Raw genomic sequence first — 23,602 nt, forward strand, 5'->3', positions numbered from 1 at the left:
AAACCGTCAGCGCTCATGCGCCGAGCAGTGTGGAAGCCTTGGGAAGAAAAACGGCATCAATCGTCGAAAGTCGGCCCCTGCGTCCGAACTGCAGCATGTCTGTAATGTCGAACAGCTTGAAGCCGTAGCCGTCCAGCGCCGCGATGAACGTCGCGAAATCGTACCCGCCCTCATAGCGCTCGGCCACGGAAACTTCGGCGATAAGACATTGAACGTCAGGGAAAAGGCCCGTCGCTCCCGCCAGCACCTCCAGTTCGAACCCTTCCGAATCGATCTTGAGCAGAAACGGCTTCGGCCAGGCGGCCCGGTCGAGCGAGTCGAGGCGCATGACAGGCACGGTCACGGCGCGCGTTTCTCGCGTCCAGCCGCGCCGCGCAAACTCATCGACCTGCCGCTCCGACGGTTTCGACATGGTGGAGCTGGTCGGGCGCGGTACATTCAGGTTCAGCGTCATTTCAGATGCCGCGCGCCCCGCCGCAACGAAATGAACCTCCCCCTTCCTCTGCGCCATCAGTGACGCGGCGGCATCCCGAAACCCCTCGTTCGGCTCCACGAGCACGGTGTAGGCATTCGGAAATCCATCCATCAGCCACGGCGTACCGTATCCCACGCCCACATCGACGACGGTTCCGGGGTTAAGCCCTTTGGGTGCCATTGCCCGGAAGAAGGCGGGGGCTCTCCGCAAAGGATGCTGAACATCCTTCAGCTCATATTCGCGTCGGCGCAGCGTGTCCGTGAAGGCCCGTTTCAGAAACGACTTCATTGCGGCATGTCCAATAGCCCAGGTTCCGACAGTACCACCGACCACCGGAGCCGCAAAGCGAAGAGCGGCCTACCGGGCCAGCGTCGCGATCAGCGTCCTGTAGTGATCGAGCGCCGGGCTGATGGCATCCGCCGGCACGCGCTCGTTCAGACCATGGGCGAACTCGTCTTCAGGCTTCATGAACAGGCCGGAAACGCCGTAGCTCGGGATGCCGGACGCACGGAAAAACAGGCTGTCCGTCGTGCCCGCCGACATGCTCGGAATGATCGAAAGCCCCTTTGCGCGCCCATCGACCGCCTTGCGGAGCGCGGCGTCCAGCTCGGGGAGCAGCGGCGAGGTGGAGCTTTGCGGAAACGGCTCGGGCAGCGTCACCACCACCTTTGCGCCCGCAAGCTGCTGGAGCCGCTCGCGTACCGCCTCGGGCGCCGTGCCGGGGAAGATGCGGCAGTTGATGTTGGCGACCGCGCGCTGCGGCAGCGCGTTTTCGGCATGGCCACCGCTCACCATCGTCGGCACGCAGGTCGTGCGCGTCTGGCCGATATGCTCGGGATACTTTGCAAGGATATCGGCTGCAGCCGTATCGGCCGGGTCGGCGCCGAACCGCGCCATCGCCTCACCCGCCTCGCCCGGCGTCCGCTTTGCCGAAGCCGCGAAGTAGGCCCGCGTCGTCTCGCTGGTTTCGGGCGGGAACGGCGCGTCGGCGATCCGCTTCAGCGCGGCGCCAAGCTCCAGAATCGCATTCTCGGCACGCGGGGCGCTCGAATGGCCGCCGGGGTCGGTCACTGTCAGCTTGTAATCGGCGTAGGTCTTCTCCGCCGTCTGCATCGTATAATAAAGCGGCTTTCCGTCGGCACCGAGCGTTCCGCCCCCGCCGTCCCCGTTCAGCACCATCGCCGCGTCCTTGTAGCGCGGCGCGATCGCCGCCACGGTCTTCTGCGCGGTTTCTTCGTCGCCCGTCAGAAACAGCACGATGTCGCGGGAGGGTTTGAAGCCTTCGCGTTTCAGGCTCATCAAGGTCTGCACGATCATCACGACGTCGAATTTGTTGTCGCTGGTGCCGCGCCCGAAAAGATAGCCGCCGTCTTCCGCCATCACGAACGGATCGCGTTCCCAGTCCTCGCGCTTCGCCTCGACCACATCCATGTGCGCGTTGAGCACGATCGGCTTCTTCTTGCCCGTGCCCTTCCACGTCAGGATCAGCGAGGCGGTCTCGCCGAGCGGTTCGATGCTGATTTCGCTGTCCTTGAAACCTGCGGTCTTCAGCTCGTCCGCGAGATACGCCGCATAGGCGGGCACCTGCCCGCGCCCGGCGACAGTCGCGAACGCAACCGAGCGTCCGAGCATGGCTTTGGCGGATTCGACCTGTGCCGGCGCGGCGGCAAGGGCGGTTGTGGACCATATCAGGCCCGCGAGCACGAACGGGGTTGCGATTTTCAGCATCAAGAGTCTCCCACCTGTTTTACAGGTGTAAGAACTCCTGGCGTCAGTCGGCAAGCACTTTCAGCGGATCACCGACGAGCGTGTTCAACCATTTGTCGGCGATGCGCGAAGCCTCTTCGGGCGTGAAGCTCGATGCGTCGAGACAAAGCTCGAGCCAAAGCCCGTCGACGAGCGCCGTTACACCCACAGCGGTGAGCCGAACGTCCACGTCGCTTGTGCCGGGCCCCAGGATCCGCGCGATCATTCGTTCGACCGGCCGCCGGTGGCTTGCATAGTTTTCGGTGTGCAGTTCGCGGATGCGCGCGTCGCTCTTGATGAGGCTCCAGAACGCAAGCCAGGTCGCCAGAAGGTCAGGGTCGGCGATAGGCGGTTCGAAACTCGCCATCACGAACGCGCGCAGCTGTTCGCGCGGGTCCGGTCCCGCATTGTCGGCAGCCGCGATCATGGTCGCCACAAGACGGTCGCCAACGTCGGCGTAGGTTTCGGCGATCAGTTCATCGATGCCCGCGAAATAGTGGCGCAGCAGCCCGGCGGAAACGCCCGCCTCCGCGCAGATCACCCGCACCGAGGTGCCGCCGATGCCGTAACGCGCCAGGCAGTGCGCGGTCGCATCGATAAGGCTCTGACGCCGGAAATCGGGATCCAGCCGTTGAAACTGCGCGCGCGCCAACTCTACCCTCCGCAAGCTGCGAGGTTCCTATATCGCCGCGTTAAGGATTTGTCGCGCCCCCTTGTACGCTGCGCGCTGCTTTTTGACGGCGCACGAGCAGATAGACCGGAAGCCCCGCGACCAGCAGAACGAACGCCCATCCGTTCGCTTCCGCGCCCGCACCCTGGAAGGTCCAGACCGCATAAATAAGCCCGAGCGGCGTCAGCACGGCCAGCATCGGCGTCGTCGTCAGCCGCTTCTGTAGCATCAACCGAACCGCCGCTGCCGCGCACGCGAAATACAGCACCAGCGTTGCGGAGGTGGAGAGCAGCGCCATGAACGTGAACAGGCCCGACATCGTGCGCGTGTAGTTTGAAAGGACGAGCAGCGTGATGAGAATGCCGCCGATCACGATACCGCGTACCGGCGCGCCGCGTGCATTCACCTTGCCGAATAGCTGCGGGAAATCGCCTTTTTGCGCCATGCTTCGCGGATACTCGCCTGTCAGGAGAATCCAGCCGTTGAGCGCGCCGATCGCGCTCACCGCGGCGAACAGCGCGACGGCGAGCGCGGCGCCTTCTCCCCAGTATCCGGCGATCACGTCCGCGAACGGCGCGTTCGACTGCGCCACAGTCTCGGCGGGCATCAGCATGATGACAGCGGTGCAGACCACCAGGTAGATCACGCCCACGATCAGCGTCCCCGCCATCGTCGCGCGCGGGATCGTGATGTGCGGGCGGTCGACCTTGTCCTGCGGCACGCACGCGGATTCAAACCCCAGCATCGCCCATAGCGTCAGCGCTGCGGTCGCGTTGATCGCGCTCATCGAGATCGTGTCCGCCACGTAGGGCGTCGCGGGCGGCGTTCCGTCCGCGAAGACTCCGGCGGCAATAATCACGATGGCGATCAGCGGGAGCAGCTTGAGACCGAGCGTCACGATCTGGAACCGCCCCGCCGCCCCTGCCCCGCGCATGTTGAGAAGGATGATCGCCCACAGCAGCGACACGGCAAGTGCGGCAGGTGCGCCCGCCGTCGCCCCGATGCCGGGCGCAAAGGCGCTGAGGTAGCTGACCCCCGCCGTTGCCAGCGCCGCGATCGAAACCAGTATCGAAATGATGTACGACCAACTTATCATGAACGCCGGCAAATGCCCGAACGCCGCCTCGACGAACCCGTGCGGCCCGCCCGCAGTCGGCATCTCGCGCGCCAGCGAGGCGAACACATAGGCAAGGCACAGCGACCCTGCGATGGTCAGCCCCCATCCAAACACGGCGTTCCAGCCGAAGGGCGCAAGGCTTGCGGGCAGCATGTAGACGCCCGAGCCGATCATGTTGCCCATGACCAGCGCGAGCGCCATCCAGAAGCCGAGCGGACGTGCGGCGGGAGTCTTGTCGTTCATCAAAACGTCCCGCCGCGCCGGATCAGAATTTCGTACCGACCTTGAGCCCTATGGTGCGCGGCGTCGTCACGATCGTGTAGAATTTCCCGCCGATCGCCGTCTCGCCGTCCGGATCGCCGCAGGTGCTCTCGCCGCACTGGAATGTACGCGTCACCTGCCCGCGCGAGTCGAACAGGTTGCGGGCATAGAGTTCCACCGTCCAGCGGTCAGTCCGCACACCCGCGCTGATGTCGACAGTCGTGTAAGACGGCAGCGACCCGACCAGGTCGCGTTCGAAGAGACGAAGATCGCTTGTGCGCGACCCTTCATAGACGACCGCTCCCTGGAGATGCGCATCAAGCGATCCGAGCGGGAATTCGTAGCGCGCGAGCGCATTGCCCTTGAACTTGGCGGAAACAGGCAGACGGGTGCCCGAGGGAGCCAGCAACGCATTCGGTTCGTCCGGGTCTGGGCCCAGCAGCGTACAATCGAATTGGGGGTTTGAGATTTTGCAGAAGTCCTTCGTGCTCTGCGCGTCGTTGTAGCTGAAACCCGCGTTGAACGTCAGGCTGTCTGATGCGCGGAAGAAGAAGTCGCTTTCGATACCCCAGATGCGCGCATCGCCGGCGTTGCGGACCTCGGTGAGACCATTGGCGCCAAGGAACGACAGCTGGATGTTGGTCCACGTCTCGTAATAGACCGCACCGTTCCAGCGAAACGCGCCGTCCCCCCACGTCGTCTTCCAGCCAAGCTCGTAATTGTCGAGTTCGTCGGCGCCGTATGGCGGCAGCGTGCCGCGCCGGTTGACACCGCCCGGCCGGAAACCCCGAGACCATGTCGCGTAAACCAGCGCATCGTCGGTTAGCTTGTAGGTCGCATTCAGCTTGTGGATGAAGTCCGTATCCGACGTCGTCTTGTCGAGGTTGGTGCAGGGGCTGCCCTTGACGGTCGGCGGCAGCAGTTCATCGTTCGCGTCGCGGAAGCATGCCGCCACGCCGGTACCGCTGCTGAAGCCGTCGCTGTAACCGAAGAAGCCTTCGAGCGAGTTCTTGTATTTGTAAACACGAATGCCCCCCGTCAGCGACAGCTTCTCGGTAAGGTCGTAGGTGGCCTCGCCGAACGCGGCATAATCGCGATCGACGCGTAGCTGCTTGGTCAGCCAGATGTTGCTGTCCGTGCCCGGCACCGTGATCGCATCGGCGATATTGTCGATGATGTAGTTCTGTTCGATATTGTGGGCCTGGCGCTGGTAAAACACACCGCCGATGAACCGCAGCGGCCGGTCGGCCGGCGAGGCGATGCGCAGTTCGTGGCTCTGCTTGGTGAAGCGATCGGTTCCGATGATGTACTGGTTCGGGTTCACCAGATTGTCGTCATTATCGTAGAAATACGCACCGTAGCCGAACAGCGCATCATAGAAATATGAATAGTCGACGTAGTCGGATTGGCTGTTGATCTTGCGCTTCATGTAGGCGCCTGCATAGGTCAGATCCCAGCTGCCGATCTTGCCTTCGATCGTCAGCGCCGCCTGGAACCAGCGGTCGTTGAAGCGTTCCGGATTGAACTGCTGCACCTGAAGCTCGTCGAGCCCGGCTTCCTGCCCGAATGCGCCGTAGCTCTTCTGCTTCTGGCCCATCAGCGTCGGCAGCACGGTCCAGTTCTCGTTGAGATCGATCTGGAGCGCGACGCGTGCGCCGTAAGTCTCGACGTCGTTGTAATCGTCCTCGACATACGGATCGTTGTCGAAGGTTATTCCAGAGGTCGGAAACGTGAGCGAGCCGGGAATATTGTCGATATATCCACCGTCCTTGTCATACCACCCCACGACACGGAGCGCGGCATTGTCGCTGAGCGGCGCGTTGACGAAGCCTTCGAGCACATAACCCTGTTCGCCGTGCGCGACCGTGTTCACCTCGGCATCGACAGCGCCGTAGAAGCCGCTCGTGTCGGGGCGGTTCGTCACGATCTTCACCGTGCCCGCCTGGCTCGACGCGCCGTAGAGCGTGCCCTGCGGACCTGCGAGTGCTTCGACACGCGCGATGTCGTAGATGTGAATGTCCAGGTTGCCCTGAATGGTCGTGATCGGCTGCTCGTCGAGATACATGCCGACCGACGGCAGGGAGGTCGAATGGTTCGCGTTCTCGCCCGAAGCGACGCCCCGGAAATAGACGTTCGACGCACCCGGCCCGAGAGACTGATACGACAGACTCGGCAGGTAGCGCGCGTAATCGTCGAAATCCTTCACCTGAAGCTGTTCGAGCTTCTGGGTGCCGAGCGCGATGACCGCGATCGGAACATCCTGCAGGTTTTCCTGCCGCTTTTGCGCCGTGATGATGATGGTGTCGCCGAGGTTTTCCTGCGCTTCCTGTGCAAGCGCCGGCCCTGTCAGCATGGTGGAACCAAGAAGGACGCCCGAAGCGACGGCAGCCCTCAACGACACATGATTTCGCAAGTGCATCATATCCCCCTTTTTCAGCATTCGCTGTCCCGGACGAGAGATTGAACGCCCCGCGAACGCTGGTCAATTCGGGTCTGACGCCTTTATTATACAGATGTCATATTGGCGCGCAGGCGTCACTTTATTGCAACAGCGCATCAACCTGCGGCACATCGGGATAGAGTGTCAGCACCGGGCCCAGGCTTTCTTTCAGGGGATCGAGCCACGGCTCGAACGGCTGCCACTGCTCCATGCCCTCGCGATTGATCGGGCGCCGCACCTGTTCGGAGCTTGCCGTCCGCACGGCGCGCTCGTTTTCGAAGAAGCGCAGGCAGGCCGGGTCGAACGGCACGCCGACATAGTCGAGCAGCCTTCGCACCTCGAATTCGGTGTTCTCGACCATGTCTTCGTAAAACACACGGTGGACCCTGCCGGGAAGCGCACCGTCGATCACCGCCATCATTGCCGCATAATCGCGGTAATAGCGGCCAAGATCGCCCAGATCGTAGCTGAAACCCTGCCCCCGTGCGAAATGCTGCTTGAAGTTCGAGAAACAGCAGCCGAGCGGATGCCGCCTGGCGTCGATGATCTTCGCGCCCGGCAGGATCAGATGAATGAAGCCCGCGTGCGCCCAGTTGTTGGGCATCTTGTCGATGAAGAGCGGCCGCTCCGTCTTCCGCTGGATGCGCGTCCGTTCGAGATACTCGGCGCCGAGTTCCGCACGTTCGTCAGCGGGAAGGTCCGCAAGGCATGCCGGATAGTCGGTCTCGTCATCACGCATCCTGCGACCGCCCAGCCTTCGCGCCATCGCGGCGATGTCGGGCAGTTCCTGCGTCCCCTCGATCATCGGGTGAGAGGAGAGTATCTGCTCGATCAGCGTCGATCCCGCGCGCGGCATGCCCAGGATGAAGATCGGATCGGGCGCCGGGCAGCCTTCGCCGCTACGCGCCACGAAGAACGCGTCATCCATCAGCGCTGCGGCATTGCGGACCAGACTGCCGATCTCGTCGGCATCGTAATCCAGCATCGCTTTGCGGAGCGCATTGCCCTTCAGATAATGGCTGAACGACAGCGCATGATCCTTCGCGTCCTCCAGCGCCTTGCCGAGCGCGAAATGCAGATGGAAGCGGTCGTCCTCACTGATACCGCCGCCTTCCAGCGCGCCCTGCATCACGGCAATGTCGGCATCCGTAAAGCGCACGGTCTTCAGGTTGGCGAGGCTCCACCACACTTCGCCAAGTCCCGGCGCATGCGCGATCGCCTTGCGATAGGCGGCGATCGAGTCCGCCTGCCGGCCCACGGTTTTCAGCACATGGCCATAGCTCATCCACACCCGCGGCTGCGCCGGATGGCGCGCCAGAACCGACTCGTAAAGCGCGATCGCCTCCTCATAACCGCCGACACGCCCGAGCGCGGCGGCTTTCAGATTGCTGTGCGCGGCATTGTCGGGATCGACTTCCAGCAGCCGGTCCAGTTCCGCCAGCGCGTCGGCGGGGCGGTTCTGCCGGTAGAGCACCGTCGCCAGGTTGGCGCGCGCCGCCACGAAGGCGGGCGCAAGCTCAAGCGCGCGGCGCAGCAGCTTTTCGGAATCGCCGTACCGCCCGAGGCGCCCGGCGATTTCCGCCATCATCCGGATCGCCGCAACATCGACGGGCTTTTCCTTCAGCCGCGTGCGAAGAATGCGCTCCGCGATCGGGATATTGTTTTCCAGAAGCGCCGTCGCCGCCTCCACCAGCAACGGATCGCGCGTCGAGGCGCGGATCGCGCTCAGTTCGGCGTCCTCGGCGGCGGCATCTTCGCCCATCCCGCGCAGGGCGGCCCCGAGCGCGCGCAGCGCATCGGCATTGTCGGGATGCGTCTTCAAAAAAGCGCGGGCACGGTCGGCTCGCTCGGCGGCGCTGGGCGTGTTGGACATGCCTGCGAACGTGCTCAGCCGCGTCCTTCCGGTCAAGCCGTCAGTCGATCGCCTTCAAAATGTCCGCGAGCCGTCCGAACATCTCGTCGATGTGCGTTTTCTCCAGGATCAGCGGCGGCGACAGCGCGATGATGTCGCCGGTCACGCGGATAAGCAGTCCGCTGTCGAAGGCGCGGTGGAAGGCTTCCATGGCGCGCTTCGTGGGCGCACCGGCGCGCGCTTCCATCTCGATTCCGGCGACAAGACCGATGTTCCGGCAGTCGATCACGTGCGGCAGGTCTTTCATCGCGTGGACGGCATCGGCCCAGTACGCCTCAAGCGTGATCGCTTTTTCGAACAGCCGTTCCTCTTCATAGATGGCAAGCGTTGCGAGCCCCGCCGCAGCGGCAAGCGGGTGGCCCGAATAGGTGTAGCCGTGGAACAGCTCGATGCCTTCGGGCGCATTCTCGACCACCGTATCGTACACATGGCGCCCAGCGGCGACCGCCCCCATCGGCACGGCGGCGTTGGTCAGGCCCTTTGCCATCGTGATGATGTCGGGCGTCACGCCGAACCGCTCCGATGCCGTGGCCTTGCCCACGCGCCCGAACGCTGTGATGACCTCGTCGAAGATCAGCAGGATGTCGTGTTTTTTGCAGAGTTCGCGCACGCGTTCGAGATAGCCGACCGGCGGCACGAGCACGCCCGTCGATCCAGCGACGGGCTCGACGATCACCGCCGCGATCGTATCCGCGCCGTGCAGCGCCACGAGCCGTTCGATATCCTCTGCAAGCTCCGCGCCGTGCGCGGGCTGGCCCCGGCTGAACGCGTTGCGGGCAAGATCGTGCGTGTGGCGCAGGTGGTCGACGCCGCCGAGCATCGTACCATACTGCCTGCGGTTGCCGACGATGCCGCCCACCGAAATGCCGCCGAAACCGACGCCGTGATAGCCGCGTTCGCGCCCGATGAAGCGCGTGCGGCTGCCCTGCCCCCGCGCCCGCTGATAGGCGAGCGCGATCTTGAGCGCCGTATCCACCGATTCAGAGCCGGAGTTCGTGAAGAAGATGCGGTCGAGTCCTTCGGGCATGATCATGCCGAGCTTCGAGGCAAGTTCGAACGCCAGAGGATGGCCGAGCTGAAAGGTCGGCCCGAAATCGAAGCGTGCCGCCGTTTCGCGGATCGCCTCGACGATCTGCGTGCGGCAGTGCCCGGCGTTCACGCACCACAGGCCTGCGGTCGCATCGAGGATGCTGCGCCCGTCCGACGACGTGTAGTGCATGCCTTCCGCCGCCGCGAGCAGACGCGGGGCCTGCTTGAAGCCCCGGTTGTTGGAAAACGGCATCCAGAAGGCTGAAAGATCATTGGGTTCGCGCATGTAGGCTCCACAGAAAACGGCGTGCCGGAATGATAGCGAACCGCCGTTTGCAACGCCAGACGGATACACGGCGGAACAGGCCATCGGAAAAACCGATACCCCCTGCTCCAGCAAATCCCACTGGCCAAGTGCTTGCCACACGCGCAGTATAAGGGCCGTACGGGGGTTAATCCGATCATGTCAGCCGAAATTTCCAACTGGATTCACGAACGCGGTATCAGCGAGGTCGAGTGCATCGTCCCCGACATGAACGGCATTCAGCGCGGCAAGGTGCTCCCTGCCGGCAAGTTTCTGAAATCGCTCACGGACCAGACGCTCCGCATTCCGGGCAGCGTCTATATCGTCACCGTCACCGGCGAATATCCGGACACCGTCAATTCCATCATACCGGATTACGACCCCGATATGGTGATGGTGCCGGACCCTGCCACGATCCGGGAAGCGCCGGGCTTCAAGACCCCGACCGCTTATGTGATCGCGGACGCGTTCACGCGCGAAGGGAAGCCTCTCGCCATCGCGCCGCGCATGATCCTGAAAAAGGTGCTGCATCTCTACGAACGGCGCGGATGGAAGCCCGTGATCGCGCCGGAACTGGAATTCTATCTCGTTTCCAAGAACCTCGATTCCGATTTTCCGCTGACGCCCCCTGTGGGCCGCTCGGGCCGTTCGGAAACCGCAAGCCAGCCCTACGGCCTCGAAGCCCTCGGCGAGTTCGAGGACATCATCGAGCACATCTACGATTTCTGCGAGAAGGCCGAACTCAACATCGATACGATGATCCACGAGTCCGGCGCTGCGCAGCTCGAGATCAATTTCGTCCACGGCGATCCGCTCGCGCTTGCCGATCAGGTGCTGCTGTTCAAGCGCATCGTTCGTCAGGTCGCGCTCGAACATGGCGTTTACGCGACGTTCCTCGCCAAGCCGATGTCGGACCAGCCCGGCAGTTCGATGCACATCCACCAGTCGCTGCTCGATGGCGATACCGGGCGCAACCTGTTCACCACGCCGCAGGGTCGCGACAGCGCGCTGTTCCGCAACTACATCGCGGGGCTCGTACGCCTGCTTCCGCAGATCACGCCGATGTTCGCGCCCAACGTCAACTCGTTCCGCCGGATGCGGCCCGATAGCGACGCGCCGATCAACGTGCAGTGGGGCAACGACAACCGCTCCTGCGGGCTGCGCATCCCCGTGTCGGACGCGAAGAACCGCCGCATCGAAAACCGTCTTCCCGGTGCGGATTCGAACCCGTATCTCGCGATCGCAGCCTCTCTCATCTGCGGCTACGTGGGGATGACGGAGCGCATGCAGCCGCCGAAGATGATGCAAGGCAGCGCCTACAACCGCGCGCGCACCCTGCCGCGCACGCTCGAAAGCGCACTCGATCGTTTCAGCCACTGCAAGGCCGTCCGCAACCATCTCGGTGAGGATTTCTTCGACGTGTTCTACGCGATCAAGGAATCCGAGTTGTTCGCCTACCAGTCGGTCATCAGTTCCTGGGAGCGCGAACACCTTCTGCTGAGGGTCTGATCTTGGCCGAACCGCACGCGCCGTCGTATTACGCCGCCACCGCCAACCCCTTCCCGGCCCAGCCGCCGCTCGCCGGCAGCACGGCCGCAGACATATGCGTCGTCGGCGGCGGCTACACCGGCCTCTCCGCCGCGCTTTCCGCCGCCGAAGCCGGCTATGCCGTCACACTCGTCGAGGCGCACCGTATCGGTTGGGGCGCTTCAGGGCGCAACGGCGGCCAGATGATCCCCGGCATGCGCTGGTCCGCGCCCGATCTCGTAGAGCGCTTCGGCCGTGAAACCGCGCAGCGCCTCTTCAGCATCGCCGCCACAGCGAGGGCGCGCGTCAATGATCGCATCACACGGCACGGCATCGCCTGCGACCTCCGCCACGGCCATTTCACCGCCGCCTGCAAGCCCGCCGATTTCGAGGCCATGCAGCGCGAACTCGAATGCCTCGATTATGTGATGGGCTACGACGCCGCGCAGATCGTGCGTCCCGACCAGACCGCCGGGATCGTTGCGGCAGAGGGCTATCACGGCGGCATCTACGACTCCGCGGGCGGCCACCTGCATCCGCTCAACTATGCCCTCGGCCTCGGCGAAGCGGCCCGCGCCGCCGGTGTCCGGCTTTATGAAGACACGCCCGCCATACGCATCACAGGCGGAGACCGCCCGAGCGTTGCCACGCCGCGCGGCAGCGTCTCGGCGCGCTACGTCGTGCTCGCCTGCGACGCCTTCATGGGAGAGGTCGATGCCGATCTCGGCCGCTACACGATGCCGGTCGCGAACTATAATATCGCAACCGTTCCGCTCGGCGAGGACCGCGCCCGCGCACTCATCCCTTCGAACGCGGCCATTTCCGAAAGCCGCTTCGTCCTCAATTATTACCGCCTGTCCGCAGACAACCGCCTGATCTTCGGCGGCGGCGAGAAGTACACGCCCCGCCCGCCGCGCGACGTCGCGGGCTTCGTGCGGCCCTATATGGAATCCGCCTTCCCGGAGCTTCAGGGCATCGGCATCGACCATGCGTGGGGCGGCCTCGTCGGCGTCACCATGAACCGGCTTCCGCACTTCGGCCGCAAGGGCAACGTCTTCTACGCGCACGGCTACTCGGGCCAGGGCGTGCTGCTCTCCACGCTTGCGGGCGAGCTCATCACCGAGGCGATGCGCGGCACTTCCGAGCGCTTCGATCTGTTCGCGTCGCTCCCGGTGAAGCCCTTCCCCGGCGGGCCGCTACTGCGTCACCCGCTCTATGTCGCCGGAATGCTCTGGTACGCGCTGAGGGACCGGCTGTGATGGCGCCAGCTCCGCAATGTATTGGGCGAATGCCTCTCAAGCCTTATGGGATAAACCTATGAACAAGCCGCCCCGCGCCTCCTACAAGATCGCCCACGTTTCGGAGGCCCGCGCCTTTTTCGAGGCGAACCCCGATATCGACGCCGTGGACATCATCTTCACGAACATGTGCGGTGTCCCGCGCGGCAAGCGCCTGCGCCGGCACGAGGTGATCGCCGTCTACGAATCCGGCCGCTTCCTGCCCGGCTCGGCCGTCGTGGTCGACATCACCGGGCGCGACACGGAGGAGACCGGCCTCGTCTGGGAGGACGGCGACGCGGATCGCTACGTGAAGCCCGTTCCCGGCACGCTCGTCCGCGCGCCATGGCTCGGCGAAACCGCCGGCCAGTTCCTCACCAGCTTCTACGAACTCGACGGGACGCCCAACGACCTCGATCCGCGCCATGTCCTGGGCGCCGTCATCGACCGGCTGGCGGCGGATGGGCTCACGCCCGTGGTCGCGGTGGAACTGGAATTCTTCCTGCTCGATATCTCGGGCGGCACGCCGCGCCCCGCAAAGGGCCTGCTGACTCCGCACCGCTCGGCTGACAATCAGGTTTACGGCCTCCGCGAACTTGAAGATTTCAAGCCGTTCTTCGATGATCTCTACGCATCGTGCGATGCCCAAAACATCCCGCTCGAATCCGCCATATCGGAATACGCCCCCGGCCAGTTCGAGCTGACGCTGCGCCACAAGCCCGATGCGCTGCGCGCGACCGACGACGCCGTCATGTACAAGCGATTGGTGAAGGGCGTTGCAGTCAAGCATGGTCTCGAAGCCACGTTCATGGCGAAGCCCTTCGCGCACGAGGCCGGCAACGGCATGCACCTCCACATCTCCATGGCGGACGAAAGCGGTGAGAACGCCTTTGCGAGCGAAGACCCCGAAGGCGCGCCCATATTGCGCCATGCCATCGGCGGCATGAAGGCCGCGCTTGGCGAATCGATGGCGATTTTCGCGCCCAACGCCAACAGTTACCGCCGCTTCAAGGCCAACAGCTATGCCCCCGTTGCGCCGACGTGGGGCGTCAACAATCGCACCGTCAGCCTCCGCATCCCGGCCGGCTCCCCCGCGTCGCGTCATGTCGAACACCGCGTCTGCGGCGCGGATGCGAACCCTTACCTCGCCGTCGCCGCTGTGCTGGCCGCGATGCACCACGGCATTGCGAACCGCATCGATCCCGGCCCCGCCGTCGTCGGCAACGGCTACGAGGATGAGGCGAGCGCGGGCGTGAAGCTGCCCAACAACTGGTTCGCAGCCAACGACGCCTTCGAAGCCTCGCCTCTGCTCAATGATTATCTGGGTGAGCGGTTCGTGAAATACTACACCATCGTGAAGCGCACGGAGATGGCGCGCTTCTACGGCGAAGTCACTCAGCTGGATTATGACTGGTATTTGCGAAACGCTTGAAAACAAAGCGTATTTGCACGGTTTTGCATTCTCGTCATTTCTGGGCTATACACCTCGGTGCTGACGTCGCCTGCGACGGATACTGGGCCGATTATTCGGTCTCCTTTGTCCCTGTCTCGCCTCACAGAAGCCGGGATGCACCGCTGTTGGTGTATGCCCGTCATACATCGGGACAAAGGATACCCAGATGATTACAGGAACCGTTAAATTCTTTAATGCCGACAAGGGTTATGGCTTCATCGCACCGGAAACGGGCGGAAACGACGCCTTTGTTCATATCTCGGCGGTCGAAAAAGCCGGAATGCGCACGCTCGACAAGGATCAGCGCGTTTCTTACGAGCTCGAGACCGACCAGCGCGGCAAGACCTCTGCGGTCAATCTCAAAGCCGTTTGACGAATGAAAAAGGGCGGGTATCCTGATGGGATGCCCGCCCTTTTCTTCTTGATTCCTTGCCCGGCGCCTTCGCCGCGCGAGCCTGCCCTATAGAGTTTCGCTTCATATGACGTCGTTCAAGGTTCCCAGTTTTCAGGATCGTGCCGCCCTTGCCAAAGAGGCAAAGCAAAAAGCCCTCGACCGGCTGAACGCCAAGCCTCCGGTGGACGAGGCCGTTCTGGCACAGCGCAAGGCGGAGCGCCTTGCCCGCGAAGCCGCTGAAGCGGAAGCGCGGAAAGCCAAACGGGATGCTGATGCTGCAGCCAGGGCCGAAAAGCAGGCGCAGAAGCGCGAAGCGGCCGAAAAGGCTGCGGTCGTCGCGCCCGTCCTCACAGAGGCCGAAAAGAAGGCTGCCCGCGATGCGCGTTACGCGGCCCGGAAAAATCGCGCACGCTGATGCCGCGTTTCACCACGCCCGTCTGACGCCTCCTTCATGCTCCCCCGCGTTCTGATCGATACCGCGAAGATCCCCGGCGGAGGCGAGCTTCGCCTGATCCAGCGCGGCACTGAATTTTCCATCATGCTCGGCGCCAACGAGCTGATGAACAGCCGCCTCAAGGGCTCGGAAGAATCACTTGCCTCGCTATCATGCGGCAAGATCCAGTCGCGCCCGCAGCCCCGGATGTTGATTGGCGGTCTCGGCATGGGCTTCACGCTGAGGGCCGCGCTCGCCAAACTTCCGGCAGACGCGTCGGTCACCGTCGCCGAGTTCGTCCCTTCGGTCGTAGCGTGGGCGCGCGGGCCGATGGCGCATATCTTCGACGGTTGCCTCGACGACCCTCGCGCCACGGTGGCTGTGGAGGATGTCGCGGACCTGATCGGCGACGTGCGATCACATTATGACGCGATCCTGCTCGACGTCGACAACGGCCCCGACGGCCTCACCCACCCGGACAACGACCGGCTCTACAGCCGAAAGGGTCTGATCGCCGCGCGCGAGGCGCTCCGTCCCGGCGGCATATTGGCAGTCTGGTCCGCCGCGCCGGACCACGCCTTCAAGAACCGGCTCATCAAGGTGAATTTCGAGGTGGAAGAAACCGTCGTCCGCACCAACGGCGAGCGCCGCGGCGCCCGCCACATCATCTGGATCGCGACGCGACCTTCCTGAGACACCCTATAGAAGCAGCGTCGCAGCACCCAGCTTCGGCCCTGCCTCGGCGAGTTTCTGATCCAGTGTGGCGAGGACGAGGCCGCGCTGCGACGCGATTGCAAGATGCAGGGCGTCTCCGGCGCGCAGGCCGAGTTCATGCTGATCAACAAAACGCGCGGCGATTTCAAAGTGCCGCGCCTCAACAGGCTCGATCACCAGGCTTTCATCGACAAGCCGATTGAAAACGGTCAACGCGTCGGCACGCTGTTCAAGACTTAGGCGCCCCGTCCGCAACTGGATGGCAAACGCGCTTGAAACCTCGGTGCGCACCCATGCACTGATCGAGAGCTCCTCACGGCCCGAAAGCCAGTCATGCACCTTCGCGCTGCTTGCCTCGGGCGTCAGCGCAGCGATCACCACCGACGTATCAAGATAGTGCATCAGTAGCGATCGCTGTCCCGCATCGCGCGCACGAGATCGGCGGCGGATTCCGCCTGAGGCGAAAGGCGCGACGCCAGCGCGCGCAGCATCGCGATGTCGATACCCTTCTTTGGGCCATCATAAGGCGTCAGCCGTGCGGCCGGCTTCCCGCGGCGCAGGATATCCAGCGTTTCTCCCGCCTCCGCACGATCGACAAGCTCGCTCAGGTGCGCCTTCGCGTCGGCTAGGTTGATCCCGTCCATAACTGCCTCATGACCAATTCAATGACCATATAGCGCAAAACCGTTCCAACCTCAACTTAGCGCCGATGCTCGTGCACCGTCTCCATGAACAGCGTCGCCGCCTCGCTGTGCCGGGTCAGGCGTCTCCAGGCGATGCCGATGTCTACGGTGGGCAGGCTTTCGCGTGTGCGCTTGGCGATGATGCGGTCGCCTTCGAGTGACCAGGGGCGGTAGACGAGATCGGGGAGCAGCGTGATGCCCGCGCCGGTGCCGACCAGGCTGCGCACGCCCTCCATCGACGAGGTGCGGTAGGCGACGCGCGGGGGGTGGTCGAACTTGGACCAGATGCCGTCGATCAGCCCTTCGAGTTCGTCGAGCGTCAGCGCGATGACGGGTTCGTTTTCGAGGTCGGCGAGGCTGAGGCCGTCGACGTCCGACAGCGGGTGCGAGGGGGCGACCCAGGCGCGGCATTCGGAGCGGAGCAGAACCTCGTGGTCGATCGCGCTGCGTTCCTCGAGATTGCTGACCATCAGGACGGCGAGATCGAGTTCGCCGTTGATGAGTAAGTGTTCAATGTAGTCGCGGCGTTCCTCGACGAGCTGGACCTCGATGCGGGGAAATAGACGCCTGAAACGCGAGAGCAGGTCCGACAGGAAATAGCCGGTGACGACGGGCGTGACGCCGACGCGGACGCTGCCTGCGGTCAAATCCTGCTCGCGCCCCACCCCGCCCTGCATGTCGGCGATCGCGTCGATGATCGAGCGGGCGTGGCGCAGGAACTGGTGCCCCTCGCGCGTGAGCGTGACGCCTTTGGCATGGCGGTGAAACAGCATGACGCCGGTTTCCGCCTCCAGCGTGCGGATCGCATCGGTCACGGCCGATTGCGAGATACCGACGGCGCTCGACCCGCCCGACACGGAGCGCGCTTCCGCGACCGCTATGAAGTAGCGGATCTGCCGGAATGTGATGTTCATTTCTGCCATCGGATTTTTCGATACCTCACGGTTTGCATAATGCATTTGCACGGGCGGCGGTAGGAGGTTTTGATGACCCTCGGGAGACTGAGGGGCTTGCGGCTGAGCACAGCTGCGTTAGCATCCGGCACACGCCGTCAGAGCGTTGAAGTCTGGGGATGATCGCTGGCGGGCGACGAACGGGAGACTGGACCATGAACAGCTTTGACAGCATCAGAAATCGCATCGGCCGCCGCTCGCTCCTTCAGGGGCTGGGCGCAGCGGCGATCGGCATCACCTTCACCGGCGCGCTCGAGGGCTGCGAGAAGAAGGAAGCCGGCAAAGCCTCGACGGGCGAAGAGCCCAAGCTGAATTTCTACAACTGGGACACTTACATCGGCGAGACGACGCTCGACGATTTCAAGGACACCGCAGGCATCGACGTCAACATGAGCTTGTTCGCCACGAACGACGAGCTGTTCGCGAAGCTGCGCGCGGGCAACCCCGGCTTCGATGTGATCGTACCTTCCAACGATTTCGTGGAGCGGATGGTGCAGGCCGACATGCTGATGCCGCTCGACCATTCCAAGATCCCGAACATCGCCAACATCGGCGCCGAATTCAGGGATGTCGATTACGATCCGGGCCGCAAGTTCTCGTTGCCCTACACTTGGCTGACGCTCGGCATCGGCTACCGCAAATCGAAAGTGCAGGGCGTACCCGACAGCTGGAAGTGGCTGTTCGATTCAGACCAGTACAAGGGCCGCATCGCCGTGCTGTCGGAAGCCGGCGACATGTTCCGCCTCGGCGCCAAATACCTCGGCCACTCGGTGAACGGCGTCACCCCCGAGATGGTCCAGCAGATCGAGGCGATGCTCATCAAGCAGAAGCCGAACATCAAGGCCTTCCACGAAGACAACGGGCAGGATCTTCTGCTCGCGGGCGAGGTCGATCTCGTGCTCGAATACAACGGCGACATCGCGCAGATCATGGCCGAGGACGACGACATCGATTTCGTGCTGCCGAAGGAAGGCAGCCAGCTCAACTCGGATACGCTGTGCATTCCCAAGGGTGCGCCGCATCCGCTGAATGCCCACGCCTTCATCAATTATCTGCTCGATGCCGAGGCTGGAAAGAAGATCAGCGAATATATCCTCTACCCGACGCCCAACGATGCCGCGAAGGCGCTGATGCCAGAGGATTACAAGAACAACCCCGTTATCTTCCCGCCCGCGGAAGCGCTCGCGAAGTGCGAATACGCGGCCTATGACGGAACGATGCAGCCCATCTTCGAGGAAGCCTTCACCCGCGTACGCGCGGCCTAGCGGACAAGGCGCGAGGGGGGCGCGAGATGCAGGACTGGAAGCTGAACCGGACGCTGTTCGCAAGCATAGCGACTGTGCCCATCGTCTGGCTGGCCCTGTTCTTCATCGTCCCCCTCGGCCTGGTCTGGCTCTACAGCTTCGGCCGCAACGTCGGCCTCACCGAAATCGACATCAGCGGTACGTTCGCCAACTATGCGCGCGCGCTCGAACCGCTCTATCTCGGCATCTTCATGAAGTCGGTCGGCGTTGCGGCGCTCACCACCGTCATCTGCCTTGTCGTCGGCTTCCCGGTTGCTCTCGCCATTGTCTTCGCGACGCCCAAATGGCGGCCGTGGCTGCTGCTCGCGATCATGCTGCCGTTCTGGACCAACCTTCTCATCCGCACCTACGCGCTGATGGCGGTGCTGCGGACCGAAGGCTACGCGAACCAGACGATCGGCTGGATGTGGGACAAATGGAGCGGCGTGATGACCTTCGCGGGTCTGCAGCCGCTCGGGCAATTCGAGCCGCTCCCGCTGCTTTACAATAATTTCGCGGTCGTCCTCGGCCTCGTTTACGTCCACCTGCCCTTCATGGTGCTGCCGCTCTACGCGGCGCTCGACCGGCTCGACAAATCGCTGATCGAAGCGAGTCTCGATCTCGGTGCCGGGCACGTCCGCACGCTGCTCAGCATCGTCGCGCCGCTCGCTGCGCCGGGCATCATCTCGGGCGTCATCATCACCTTCGTGCCTGCGCTCGGCGCGTATCTCACGCCCGATCTGCTCGGCGGCACCGACAGCCAGATGATCGCCAACGTCATCGAGCGGCAGTTCAAGCGCGCCAACGACTGGCCCTTCGGCGCAGCGCTTTCCTTCCTTCTGATGTACGCGACCTTCATCGCCATCGCCTTCCAGGCCATGAAGTCGCGCCAGGCGGAGCGCCGTCAATGAAGCTGTTCGCCAAACGCACGCCGCTTGCCCCGCTCGAATACACCAAGAAACTCTGGATGCGTTCGTGGGTCGGGCTCGTGCTGTTCTTCCTCTACGCGCCGCTCGTCACGCTCGTCGCGTTCAGCTTCAACGACAGCAAGCGCAACATCGTCTGGCGCGGCTTCACGCTCGACTATTACGAGAAGGCGCTGAACAACGACTCGCTGATGATCGCGATGGGCAATTCGCTGACCATCGCGTTCCTCAGCACGCTCGTCAGCGTCGTCATCGGCGCGCTCGCCGCCGTGATGCTCTGGCGTTTTCGGTTCCCGTTCAAAACCACGACGGAGGGCGCGATGGCGCTGCCCATCGTGGTGCCGGAAATCTGCATGGGCGTCGCGATGCTGGTGTTCTTCGCGAAGGTCGGCTTCCCCACGGATTTGCCGTGGCCCTTCAGCCTCGGCGCCATCATCATCGCGCACATCACCTTCTGCTTCCCGTTCGTCACGATGGTCGTGCGTTCGCGCCTCACCAGCTTCAACCGCGAGGAAGAGGAAGCCGCAAAAGACCTCGGCGCCAGCGAATGGCAAGCCTTCCGCGACGTGCTGCTGCCGCACATGAAACCCGGCCTGATCGCGGGCGCGCTGCTTGCCTTCACGCTCAGCCTCGACGATTTCGTCATCACCTTCTTCACCAGCGGCCCGAACACGATCACCTTCCCCGTGAAGGTCTATTCGATGGTCCGCTTCTCGGTGACGCCGGAGGTGAATGCCGCCTCTGCGCTGCTCATCTTCCTCACCGTCATTCTCACGACCATAGCCCTGAAGGTGCAAAGCCGGATGGGCGGAACCCCGCAAGGCCACTGATCCCTATGGCGACACTCCCTGCGACCGCGCCCAAACAGCCCATCATCAGCATTCGGAACGTCACGAAACGCTTCGGCGCGGTGGCGGCGGTCGATAATATTTCGCTCGACATCATGCCCGGCGAATTCTTCGTGCTGCTCGGCCCTTCGGGCTGCGGCAAGACCACGCTGCTCCGCATGATCGCGGGCTTCGAAGTGCCGACCGAAGGCCAGATCATCATCGACGGGCACGACATGGCGCATGTGCCGCCGAACAAGCGCCCCGTGAACATGGTGTTCCAGTCCTACGCCGTGTTCCCGCACATGACGGTGACGGAAAACGTCGGCTACGGCCTGCGCATCGCGCGCGTGGCGTCGTCGGAGATCAAGTCACGCGTCGAAGAGGCGCTTGCGCTCGTGAAGCTCGACGGCTTCGGCGACCGCCGCCCCGACCAGCTTTCCGGCGGCCAGCGCCAGCGCGTCGCGCTCGCCCGCTCGCTCGTCATGCGCCCCAAGGTGCTGCTGCTCGACGAGCCGCTTTCCGCGCTCGACGCCAAGCTGCGCGCAGCGATGCAGTTCGAGCTTGCGGATCTTCAGGAGCAGGTCGGCATCACCTTCGTCACGGTGACACACGATCAGGACGAGGCGCTGTCGATGGCGGGCCGCATCGCGGTCATCAACCGGGGTCTCGTCGCGCAGCTCGCCGCGCCCTCCGACCTCTACGAATTCCCGGCGAACCGCTTCGTCGCGGATTTCATCGGTTCAGTGAATCTGTTCGACGGCAGGCTGGTGATCGACGAGCCGGACAAGGCCGTCGTCGATTGCCCGGAGATCGGCCGCATCTATCTGAACCACGGCGTCACGGGACCGCACGACGCAAACGTCCACGTCGCGCTGCGCCCCGAAAAGATCGCGATGATCCCGGAGGCGAAAGGCAAACCCAGCGCCCCGGAATGCCCGGAAGGCGACAACATCGCGCACGGCCAGATTCGGGGCATGTCCTACCTCGGCGACATCACGATTTACGAAGTGAAGCTGGATACCGGCCGCGTCATCCGCGTCTCCCGCCCGAACCTGTCGCGCTACGACCAGGAAGATTTCACCTGGGACGACAAGGTCTGGCTCTCCTGGCACGGATCGAGCCCGATCGTCCTTCTGTCGTAGCGAGCCGGTCAGCGCCCGAGCAGGCGCTGTTCCAGAAATCAGTCGGCGGAGGCTTTCATCTTCAGGCGCTGGACCACCTCGCGTGCCGGTTTCGCGCGACCAGCCGCGATATCCTGATTGCCAAGCGCGAGCAGCTTCAGAAGCGCCAGCGAATCCTGCGCCTGTTCGTAAGTCGCGATATCCCGAAGCACGGCCTTTACCTCCCCGTTCTGCGTAATGAACATGCGCTCGCGCCGGTCGGCAAGATCGAGCAGTTCGTCCGCCGCATAGGTCTTCAGAAAGCTGATAGGCTTAACGTGTGCGGAATACTTCATGTGCGCAACCTCGGGGCAAACATCAGCCCGAATATAGTCCATCGCGAACGAACTCGCAGCATCGGTTCTCCATCGACAAAACCGATAGCTCTCGCTTCCCATTTCGTATTTCCGATGCCGCGCACGCATCCTTATCCTTCTCACCAGATTTCACCCTCTGGAAAGCGCAGCCATGACCGACCTCTCCGGCCAGTTCATCGATGGAAACGCCCTGCGCGGCGACGAGGCGCCCGAGTTGGTGTTCAATCCGGCCACCGGCGCGCTCATCGCCAGCCTTGCGAGCGCCAGCCGTGCGCAGGTGGACGCCGCCATCGCTTCGGCGGAGCGCGGGTTCGCGGTCTGGTCGGCGATGTCGCCCAAGGAACGCTCGCTGCGGATGCTCCGCATCGCCGACCGGATCGAAGCGCTGGCGGATGAGTTCGCCGAGCTTGAAATGCGCAACTGCGGCAAGCCGATCGGCACGGCGCGCGCCGTCGATGTCGGCAACACCGTCGACGTGTTCCGTTTCTACGCGGGCGCCGCGCGCGCCATCCCCGGTCAGGCCGCCGCCGAATACAAGCCCGGCCACACCTCGATGATCCGCCGCGATCCGATCGGGGTCGTCGTGGGCATCGCGCCGTGGAACTATCCGCTGATGATGGCCTCGTGGAAGATCGCGCCCGCCATTGCCGCGGGCAACACGGTGGTGCTGAAACCCTCCGAGCACACCCCCCTCAGCGCGCTCCGCCTTGCCGACGTGTGCGCGGAGTTTCTGCCGCCGGGCGTCGTCAATGTCGTCACCGGCAACGGGCCGAACGTCGGCGCGCGCCTTGTCGCGCATTCGCGCGTGCGCATGGTGTCGCTCACCGGCGACGTCGCCACGGGCCGCAAGATCATGGAGGCCGTCGCCCCCACCATCAAGCGCACGCATTTCGAGCTTGGCGGCAAGGCCCCGGTGATCGTGCTGGCGGACGCGGATATCGCCTCCGCCGTCGAGGCCATCGCGGAGGGCGGCTACTACAACGCCGGGCAGGACTGCACCGCCGCCTGCCGCGTCTATGCCCATGCCGGCATCTATGACCGGCTCGTCGCAGACCTCCAGCGCGCGGTCGAGGCGATCCCGATGGGCGATCCCGCCGCACCCGGCACGGCGCTCGGCCCGCTCATCACCGCCCGCCAGCGCGACCGCGTCGACGGCTTCGTCGCGCGCGCGGCGGCCGATACGGACGCGGAGGTCGTCACCGGCGGCAAGGCGCCCGACGGCCCCGGTTTCTTCTATCAGCCGACACTGATCGCGGGCGCGAAGAACAGCGACGAGATCGTGCAGAAGGAGGTGTTCGGCCCCGTCGTCTCCGTCACGCGCTTCGATGAGGACGCGCAGGCGCTGGACTGGGCAAACGACAGCGAATACGGCCTCGCCTCCTCGGTGTGGACGCGCGATGTCGGCAAGGCCGCCGCGTTCGCCGCGCGGTTGCAGTACGGCGTCACGTGGATCAACACGCACTCGGTGAACGCCACCGAAATGCCGCACGGGGGCGTGAAGGCGTCGGGCTACGGCTCCGATCTTTCCGTTTACAGCCTCGAACACTATCTCGCGACGCGGCATGTCATGATAAAGCACTAGGCATCGATCATGAGCGCCATCCATCCCTCCCCCCCTTCACGTCACCCTGAACTTGTTTCAGGGTCCATAGGACGTTTCAACGGCACTGCCGTATGGATGCTGAAACACGTTCAGCA

General features: G+C 63.7%; 22 protein-coding genes. 11 read left to right on the plus strand and 11 right to left on the minus strand.

From position 1 onward, the window contains the following. Positions 1 to 13: 13 nt before the first annotated feature. The 7 genes from GGQ98_RS11915 to aptA all read right to left on the minus strand — a co-directional run bounded on the left by GGQ98_RS11915 (position 14) and on the right by aptA (position 9,936). Positions 14 to 763, minus strand: coding sequence for an FkbM family methyltransferase (locus GGQ98_RS11915; protein ID WP_184069780.1), 750 nt, complete (start codon positions 761 to 763; stop codon positions 14 to 16). Between the two features lie 69 nt (positions 764 to 832). Beyond that, positions 833 to 2,203, minus strand: a complete 1,371-nt coding sequence (locus GGQ98_RS11920; RefSeq protein WP_184069782.1) for a M20/M25/M40 family metallo-hydrolase — start codon at positions 2,201 to 2,203, stop codon at positions 833 to 835. Between the two features lie 43 nt (positions 2,204 to 2,246). Further along, positions 2,247 to 2,873, minus strand: coding sequence for a TetR family transcriptional regulator C-terminal domain-containing protein (locus tag GGQ98_RS11925; protein ID WP_184069784.1), 627 nt, complete (start codon positions 2,871 to 2,873; stop codon positions 2,247 to 2,249). Positions 2,874 to 2,913: 40 nt separating this feature from the next. Beyond that, positions 2,914 to 4,251, minus strand: a complete 1,338-nt coding sequence (locus GGQ98_RS11930) for an amino acid permease (protein ID WP_184069786.1) — start codon at positions 4,249 to 4,251, stop codon at positions 2,914 to 2,916. Positions 4,252 to 4,273: 22 nt separating this feature from the next. Then, on the minus strand, positions 4,274 to 6,622 hold the full coding sequence (locus GGQ98_RS11935; RefSeq protein WP_243451854.1) for a TonB-dependent receptor: 2,349 nt from the start codon (positions 6,620 to 6,622) through the stop codon (positions 4,274 to 4,276). A 187-nt stretch (positions 6,623 to 6,809) separates the two neighbouring features. After that, a complete protein-coding gene (locus GGQ98_RS11940) occupies positions 6,810 to 8,582 on the minus strand; it encodes a tetratricopeptide repeat-containing sulfotransferase family protein (protein ID WP_184069790.1) in 1,773 nt (590 codons plus the stop codon). Positions 8,583 to 8,622: 40 nt separating this feature from the next. Further along, positions 8,623 to 9,936: an omega-aminotransferase AptA gene (gene aptA, locus GGQ98_RS11945; RefSeq protein ID WP_184069792.1), complete on the minus strand. Its 1,314-nt coding sequence runs from the start codon at positions 9,934 to 9,936 to the stop codon at positions 8,623 to 8,625. A gap of 177 nt (positions 9,937 to 10,113) precedes the next feature. On the opposite strand from aptA, the gene GGQ98_RS11950 reads away from it, so the two are divergent. From GGQ98_RS11950 to GGQ98_RS11975, 6 genes are all read left to right on the plus strand, one after another. Further along, positions 10,114 to 11,463, plus strand: coding sequence for a glutamine synthetase family protein (locus tag GGQ98_RS11950; RefSeq protein ID WP_184069794.1), 1,350 nt, complete (start codon positions 10,114 to 10,116; stop codon positions 11,461 to 11,463). Positions 11,464 to 11,465: 2 nt separating this feature from the next. Further along, entirely contained in the window at positions 11,466 to 12,740 is a 1,275-nt protein-coding gene (locus GGQ98_RS11955) for an NAD(P)/FAD-dependent oxidoreductase (RefSeq protein ID WP_184069796.1), read from the plus strand. Positions 12,741 to 12,798: 58 nt separating this feature from the next. Next, the gene (locus GGQ98_RS11960; protein ID WP_184069798.1) at positions 12,799 to 14,190 is read left to right on the plus strand and encodes a glutamine synthetase family protein; all 1,392 of its coding nucleotides are present in this window, start codon (positions 12,799 to 12,801) and stop codon (positions 14,188 to 14,190) included. A 187-nt stretch (positions 14,191 to 14,377) separates the two neighbouring features. Continuing rightward, entirely contained in the window at positions 14,378 to 14,584 is a 207-nt protein-coding gene (locus GGQ98_RS11965; protein ID WP_184069800.1) for a cold-shock protein, read from the plus strand. A 106-nt stretch (positions 14,585 to 14,690) separates the two neighbouring features. Then, positions 14,691 to 15,020, plus strand: coding sequence for a DUF6481 family protein (locus tag GGQ98_RS11970; RefSeq protein ID WP_184069802.1), 330 nt, complete (start codon positions 14,691 to 14,693; stop codon positions 15,018 to 15,020). A 36-nt stretch (positions 15,021 to 15,056) separates the two neighbouring features. Then, positions 15,057 to 15,731, plus strand: a complete 675-nt coding sequence (locus GGQ98_RS11975) for a spermidine synthase (RefSeq protein WP_184069804.1) — start codon at positions 15,057 to 15,059, stop codon at positions 15,729 to 15,731. Between the two features lie 6 nt (positions 15,732 to 15,737). Here the strand turns inward: GGQ98_RS11975 and GGQ98_RS11980 are convergent, their stop codons facing one another. From GGQ98_RS11980 to GGQ98_RS11990, 3 genes are read right to left on the minus strand one after another with little or no spacing between them, the layout of a single operon-like run. Further along, complete coding sequence (locus GGQ98_RS11980) at positions 15,738 to 16,154, minus strand: type II toxin-antitoxin system VapC family toxin (protein ID WP_184069806.1); 417 nt, start codon at positions 16,152 to 16,154, stop codon at positions 15,738 to 15,740. Further along, the gene (locus GGQ98_RS11985; RefSeq protein ID WP_184069808.1) at positions 16,154 to 16,396 is read right to left on the minus strand and encodes a type II toxin-antitoxin system Phd/YefM family antitoxin; all 243 of its coding nucleotides are present in this window, start codon (positions 16,394 to 16,396) and stop codon (positions 16,154 to 16,156) included. Before GGQ98_RS11985 ends, GGQ98_RS11980 begins: the two co-directional genes overlap by 1 nt. A gap of 56 nt (positions 16,397 to 16,452) precedes the next feature. Then, entirely contained in the window at positions 16,453 to 17,358 is a 906-nt protein-coding gene (locus GGQ98_RS11990; protein ID WP_207791384.1) for a LysR family transcriptional regulator, read from the minus strand. 185 nt (positions 17,359 to 17,543) lie between these two features. On the opposite strand from GGQ98_RS11990, the gene GGQ98_RS11995 reads away from it, so the two are divergent. From GGQ98_RS11995 to GGQ98_RS12010, 4 genes are read left to right on the plus strand one after another with little or no spacing between them, the layout of a single operon-like run. After that, the gene (locus GGQ98_RS11995; protein WP_184069810.1) at positions 17,544 to 18,653 is read left to right on the plus strand and encodes an ABC transporter substrate-binding protein; all 1,110 of its coding nucleotides are present in this window, start codon (positions 17,544 to 17,546) and stop codon (positions 18,651 to 18,653) included. A gap of 26 nt (positions 18,654 to 18,679) precedes the next feature. Continuing rightward, complete coding sequence (locus tag GGQ98_RS12000) at positions 18,680 to 19,582, plus strand: ABC transporter permease (RefSeq protein WP_184069812.1); 903 nt, start codon at positions 18,680 to 18,682, stop codon at positions 19,580 to 19,582. Next, positions 19,579 to 20,427, plus strand: a complete 849-nt coding sequence (locus tag GGQ98_RS12005; protein ID WP_184069814.1) for an ABC transporter permease — start codon at positions 19,579 to 19,581, stop codon at positions 20,425 to 20,427. The genes GGQ98_RS12000 and GGQ98_RS12005 overlap by 4 nt, the downstream gene beginning before the upstream one ends. A gap of 5 nt (positions 20,428 to 20,432) precedes the next feature. Beyond that, on the plus strand, positions 20,433 to 21,569 hold the full coding sequence (locus GGQ98_RS12010; RefSeq protein ID WP_184069816.1) for an ABC transporter ATP-binding protein: 1,137 nt from the start codon (positions 20,433 to 20,435) through the stop codon (positions 21,567 to 21,569). A gap of 38 nt (positions 21,570 to 21,607) precedes the next feature. Here the strand turns inward: GGQ98_RS12010 and GGQ98_RS12015 are convergent, their stop codons facing one another. After that, the gene (locus GGQ98_RS12015) at positions 21,608 to 21,883 is read right to left on the minus strand and encodes a type II toxin-antitoxin system Phd/YefM family antitoxin (protein WP_184069818.1); all 276 of its coding nucleotides are present in this window, start codon (positions 21,881 to 21,883) and stop codon (positions 21,608 to 21,610) included. Between the two features lie 172 nt (positions 21,884 to 22,055). Between GGQ98_RS12015 and GGQ98_RS12020 the strand changes: the two genes are divergently transcribed. After that, complete coding sequence (locus GGQ98_RS12020; RefSeq protein WP_184069820.1) at positions 22,056 to 23,486, plus strand: gamma-aminobutyraldehyde dehydrogenase; 1,431 nt, start codon at positions 22,056 to 22,058, stop codon at positions 23,484 to 23,486. Positions 23,487 to 23,602: the final 116 nt, after the last annotated feature.

Origin of the sequence: Sphingosinicella soli, from assembly GCF_014199685.1 — a bacterium.
GTDB classification, from domain to species: Bacteria; Pseudomonadota; Alphaproteobacteria; order Sphingomonadales; family Sphingomonadaceae; genus Sphingosinicella; species Sphingosinicella soli.

Coding starts and splice junctions, on each gene's coding strand:
- GGQ98_RS11930 (WP_184069786.1), bottom strand. CDS start 4,251: ATGAACGACAAGACTCCCGCCGCACGTCCGCTCGGCTTCTGGATGGCG.
- GGQ98_RS11980 (WP_184069806.1), bottom strand. CDS start 16,154: ATGCACTATCTTGATACGTCGGTGGTGATCGCTGCGCTGACGCCCGAG.
- GGQ98_RS11940 (WP_184069790.1), bottom strand. CDS start 8,582: ATGTCCAACACGCCCAGCGCCGCCGAGCGAGCCGACCGTGCCCGCGCT.
- GGQ98_RS12000 (WP_184069812.1), top strand. CDS start 18,680: ATGCAGGACTGGAAGCTGAACCGGACGCTGTTCGCAAGCATAGCGACT.
- GGQ98_RS12015 (WP_184069818.1), bottom strand. CDS start 21,883: ATGAAGTATTCCGCACACGTTAAGCCTATCAGCTTTCTGAAGACCTAT.
- GGQ98_RS12005 (WP_184069814.1), top strand. CDS start 19,579: ATGAAGCTGTTCGCCAAACGCACGCCGCTTGCCCCGCTCGAATACACC.
- GGQ98_RS11985 (WP_184069808.1), bottom strand. CDS start 16,396: ATGGACGGGATCAACCTAGCCGACGCGAAGGCGCACCTGAGCGAGCTT.
- GGQ98_RS11995 (WP_184069810.1), top strand. CDS start 17,544: ATGAACAGCTTTGACAGCATCAGAAATCGCATCGGCCGCCGCTCGCTC.
- GGQ98_RS11920 (WP_184069782.1), bottom strand. CDS start 2,203: ATGCTGAAAATCGCAACCCCGTTCGTGCTCGCGGGCCTGATATGGTCC.
- GGQ98_RS12020 (WP_184069820.1), top strand. CDS start 22,056: ATGACCGACCTCTCCGGCCAGTTCATCGATGGAAACGCCCTGCGCGGC.
- GGQ98_RS11970 (WP_184069802.1), top strand. CDS start 14,691: ATGACGTCGTTCAAGGTTCCCAGTTTTCAGGATCGTGCCGCCCTTGCC.
- aptA (WP_184069792.1), bottom strand. CDS start 9,936: ATGCGCGAACCCAATGATCTTTCAGCCTTCTGGATGCCGTTTTCCAAC.
- GGQ98_RS11975 (WP_184069804.1), top strand. CDS start 15,057: ATGCTCCCCCGCGTTCTGATCGATACCGCGAAGATCCCCGGCGGAGGC.
- GGQ98_RS11935 (WP_243451854.1), bottom strand. CDS start 6,622: ATGCTGACAGGGCCGGCGCTTGCACAGGAAGCGCAGGAAAACCTCGGC.
- GGQ98_RS11960 (WP_184069798.1), top strand. CDS start 12,799: ATGAACAAGCCGCCCCGCGCCTCCTACAAGATCGCCCACGTTTCGGAG.
- GGQ98_RS11965 (WP_184069800.1), top strand. CDS start 14,378: ATGATTACAGGAACCGTTAAATTCTTTAATGCCGACAAGGGTTATGGC.
- GGQ98_RS11950 (WP_184069794.1), top strand. CDS start 10,114: ATGTCAGCCGAAATTTCCAACTGGATTCACGAACGCGGTATCAGCGAG.
- GGQ98_RS11915 (WP_184069780.1), bottom strand. CDS start 763: ATGAAGTCGTTTCTGAAACGGGCCTTCACGGACACGCTGCGCCGACGC.
- GGQ98_RS12010 (WP_184069816.1), top strand. CDS start 20,433: ATGGCGACACTCCCTGCGACCGCGCCCAAACAGCCCATCATCAGCATT.
- GGQ98_RS11990 (WP_207791384.1), bottom strand. CDS start 17,358: ATGGCAGAAATGAACATCACATTCCGGCAGATCCGCTACTTCATAGCG.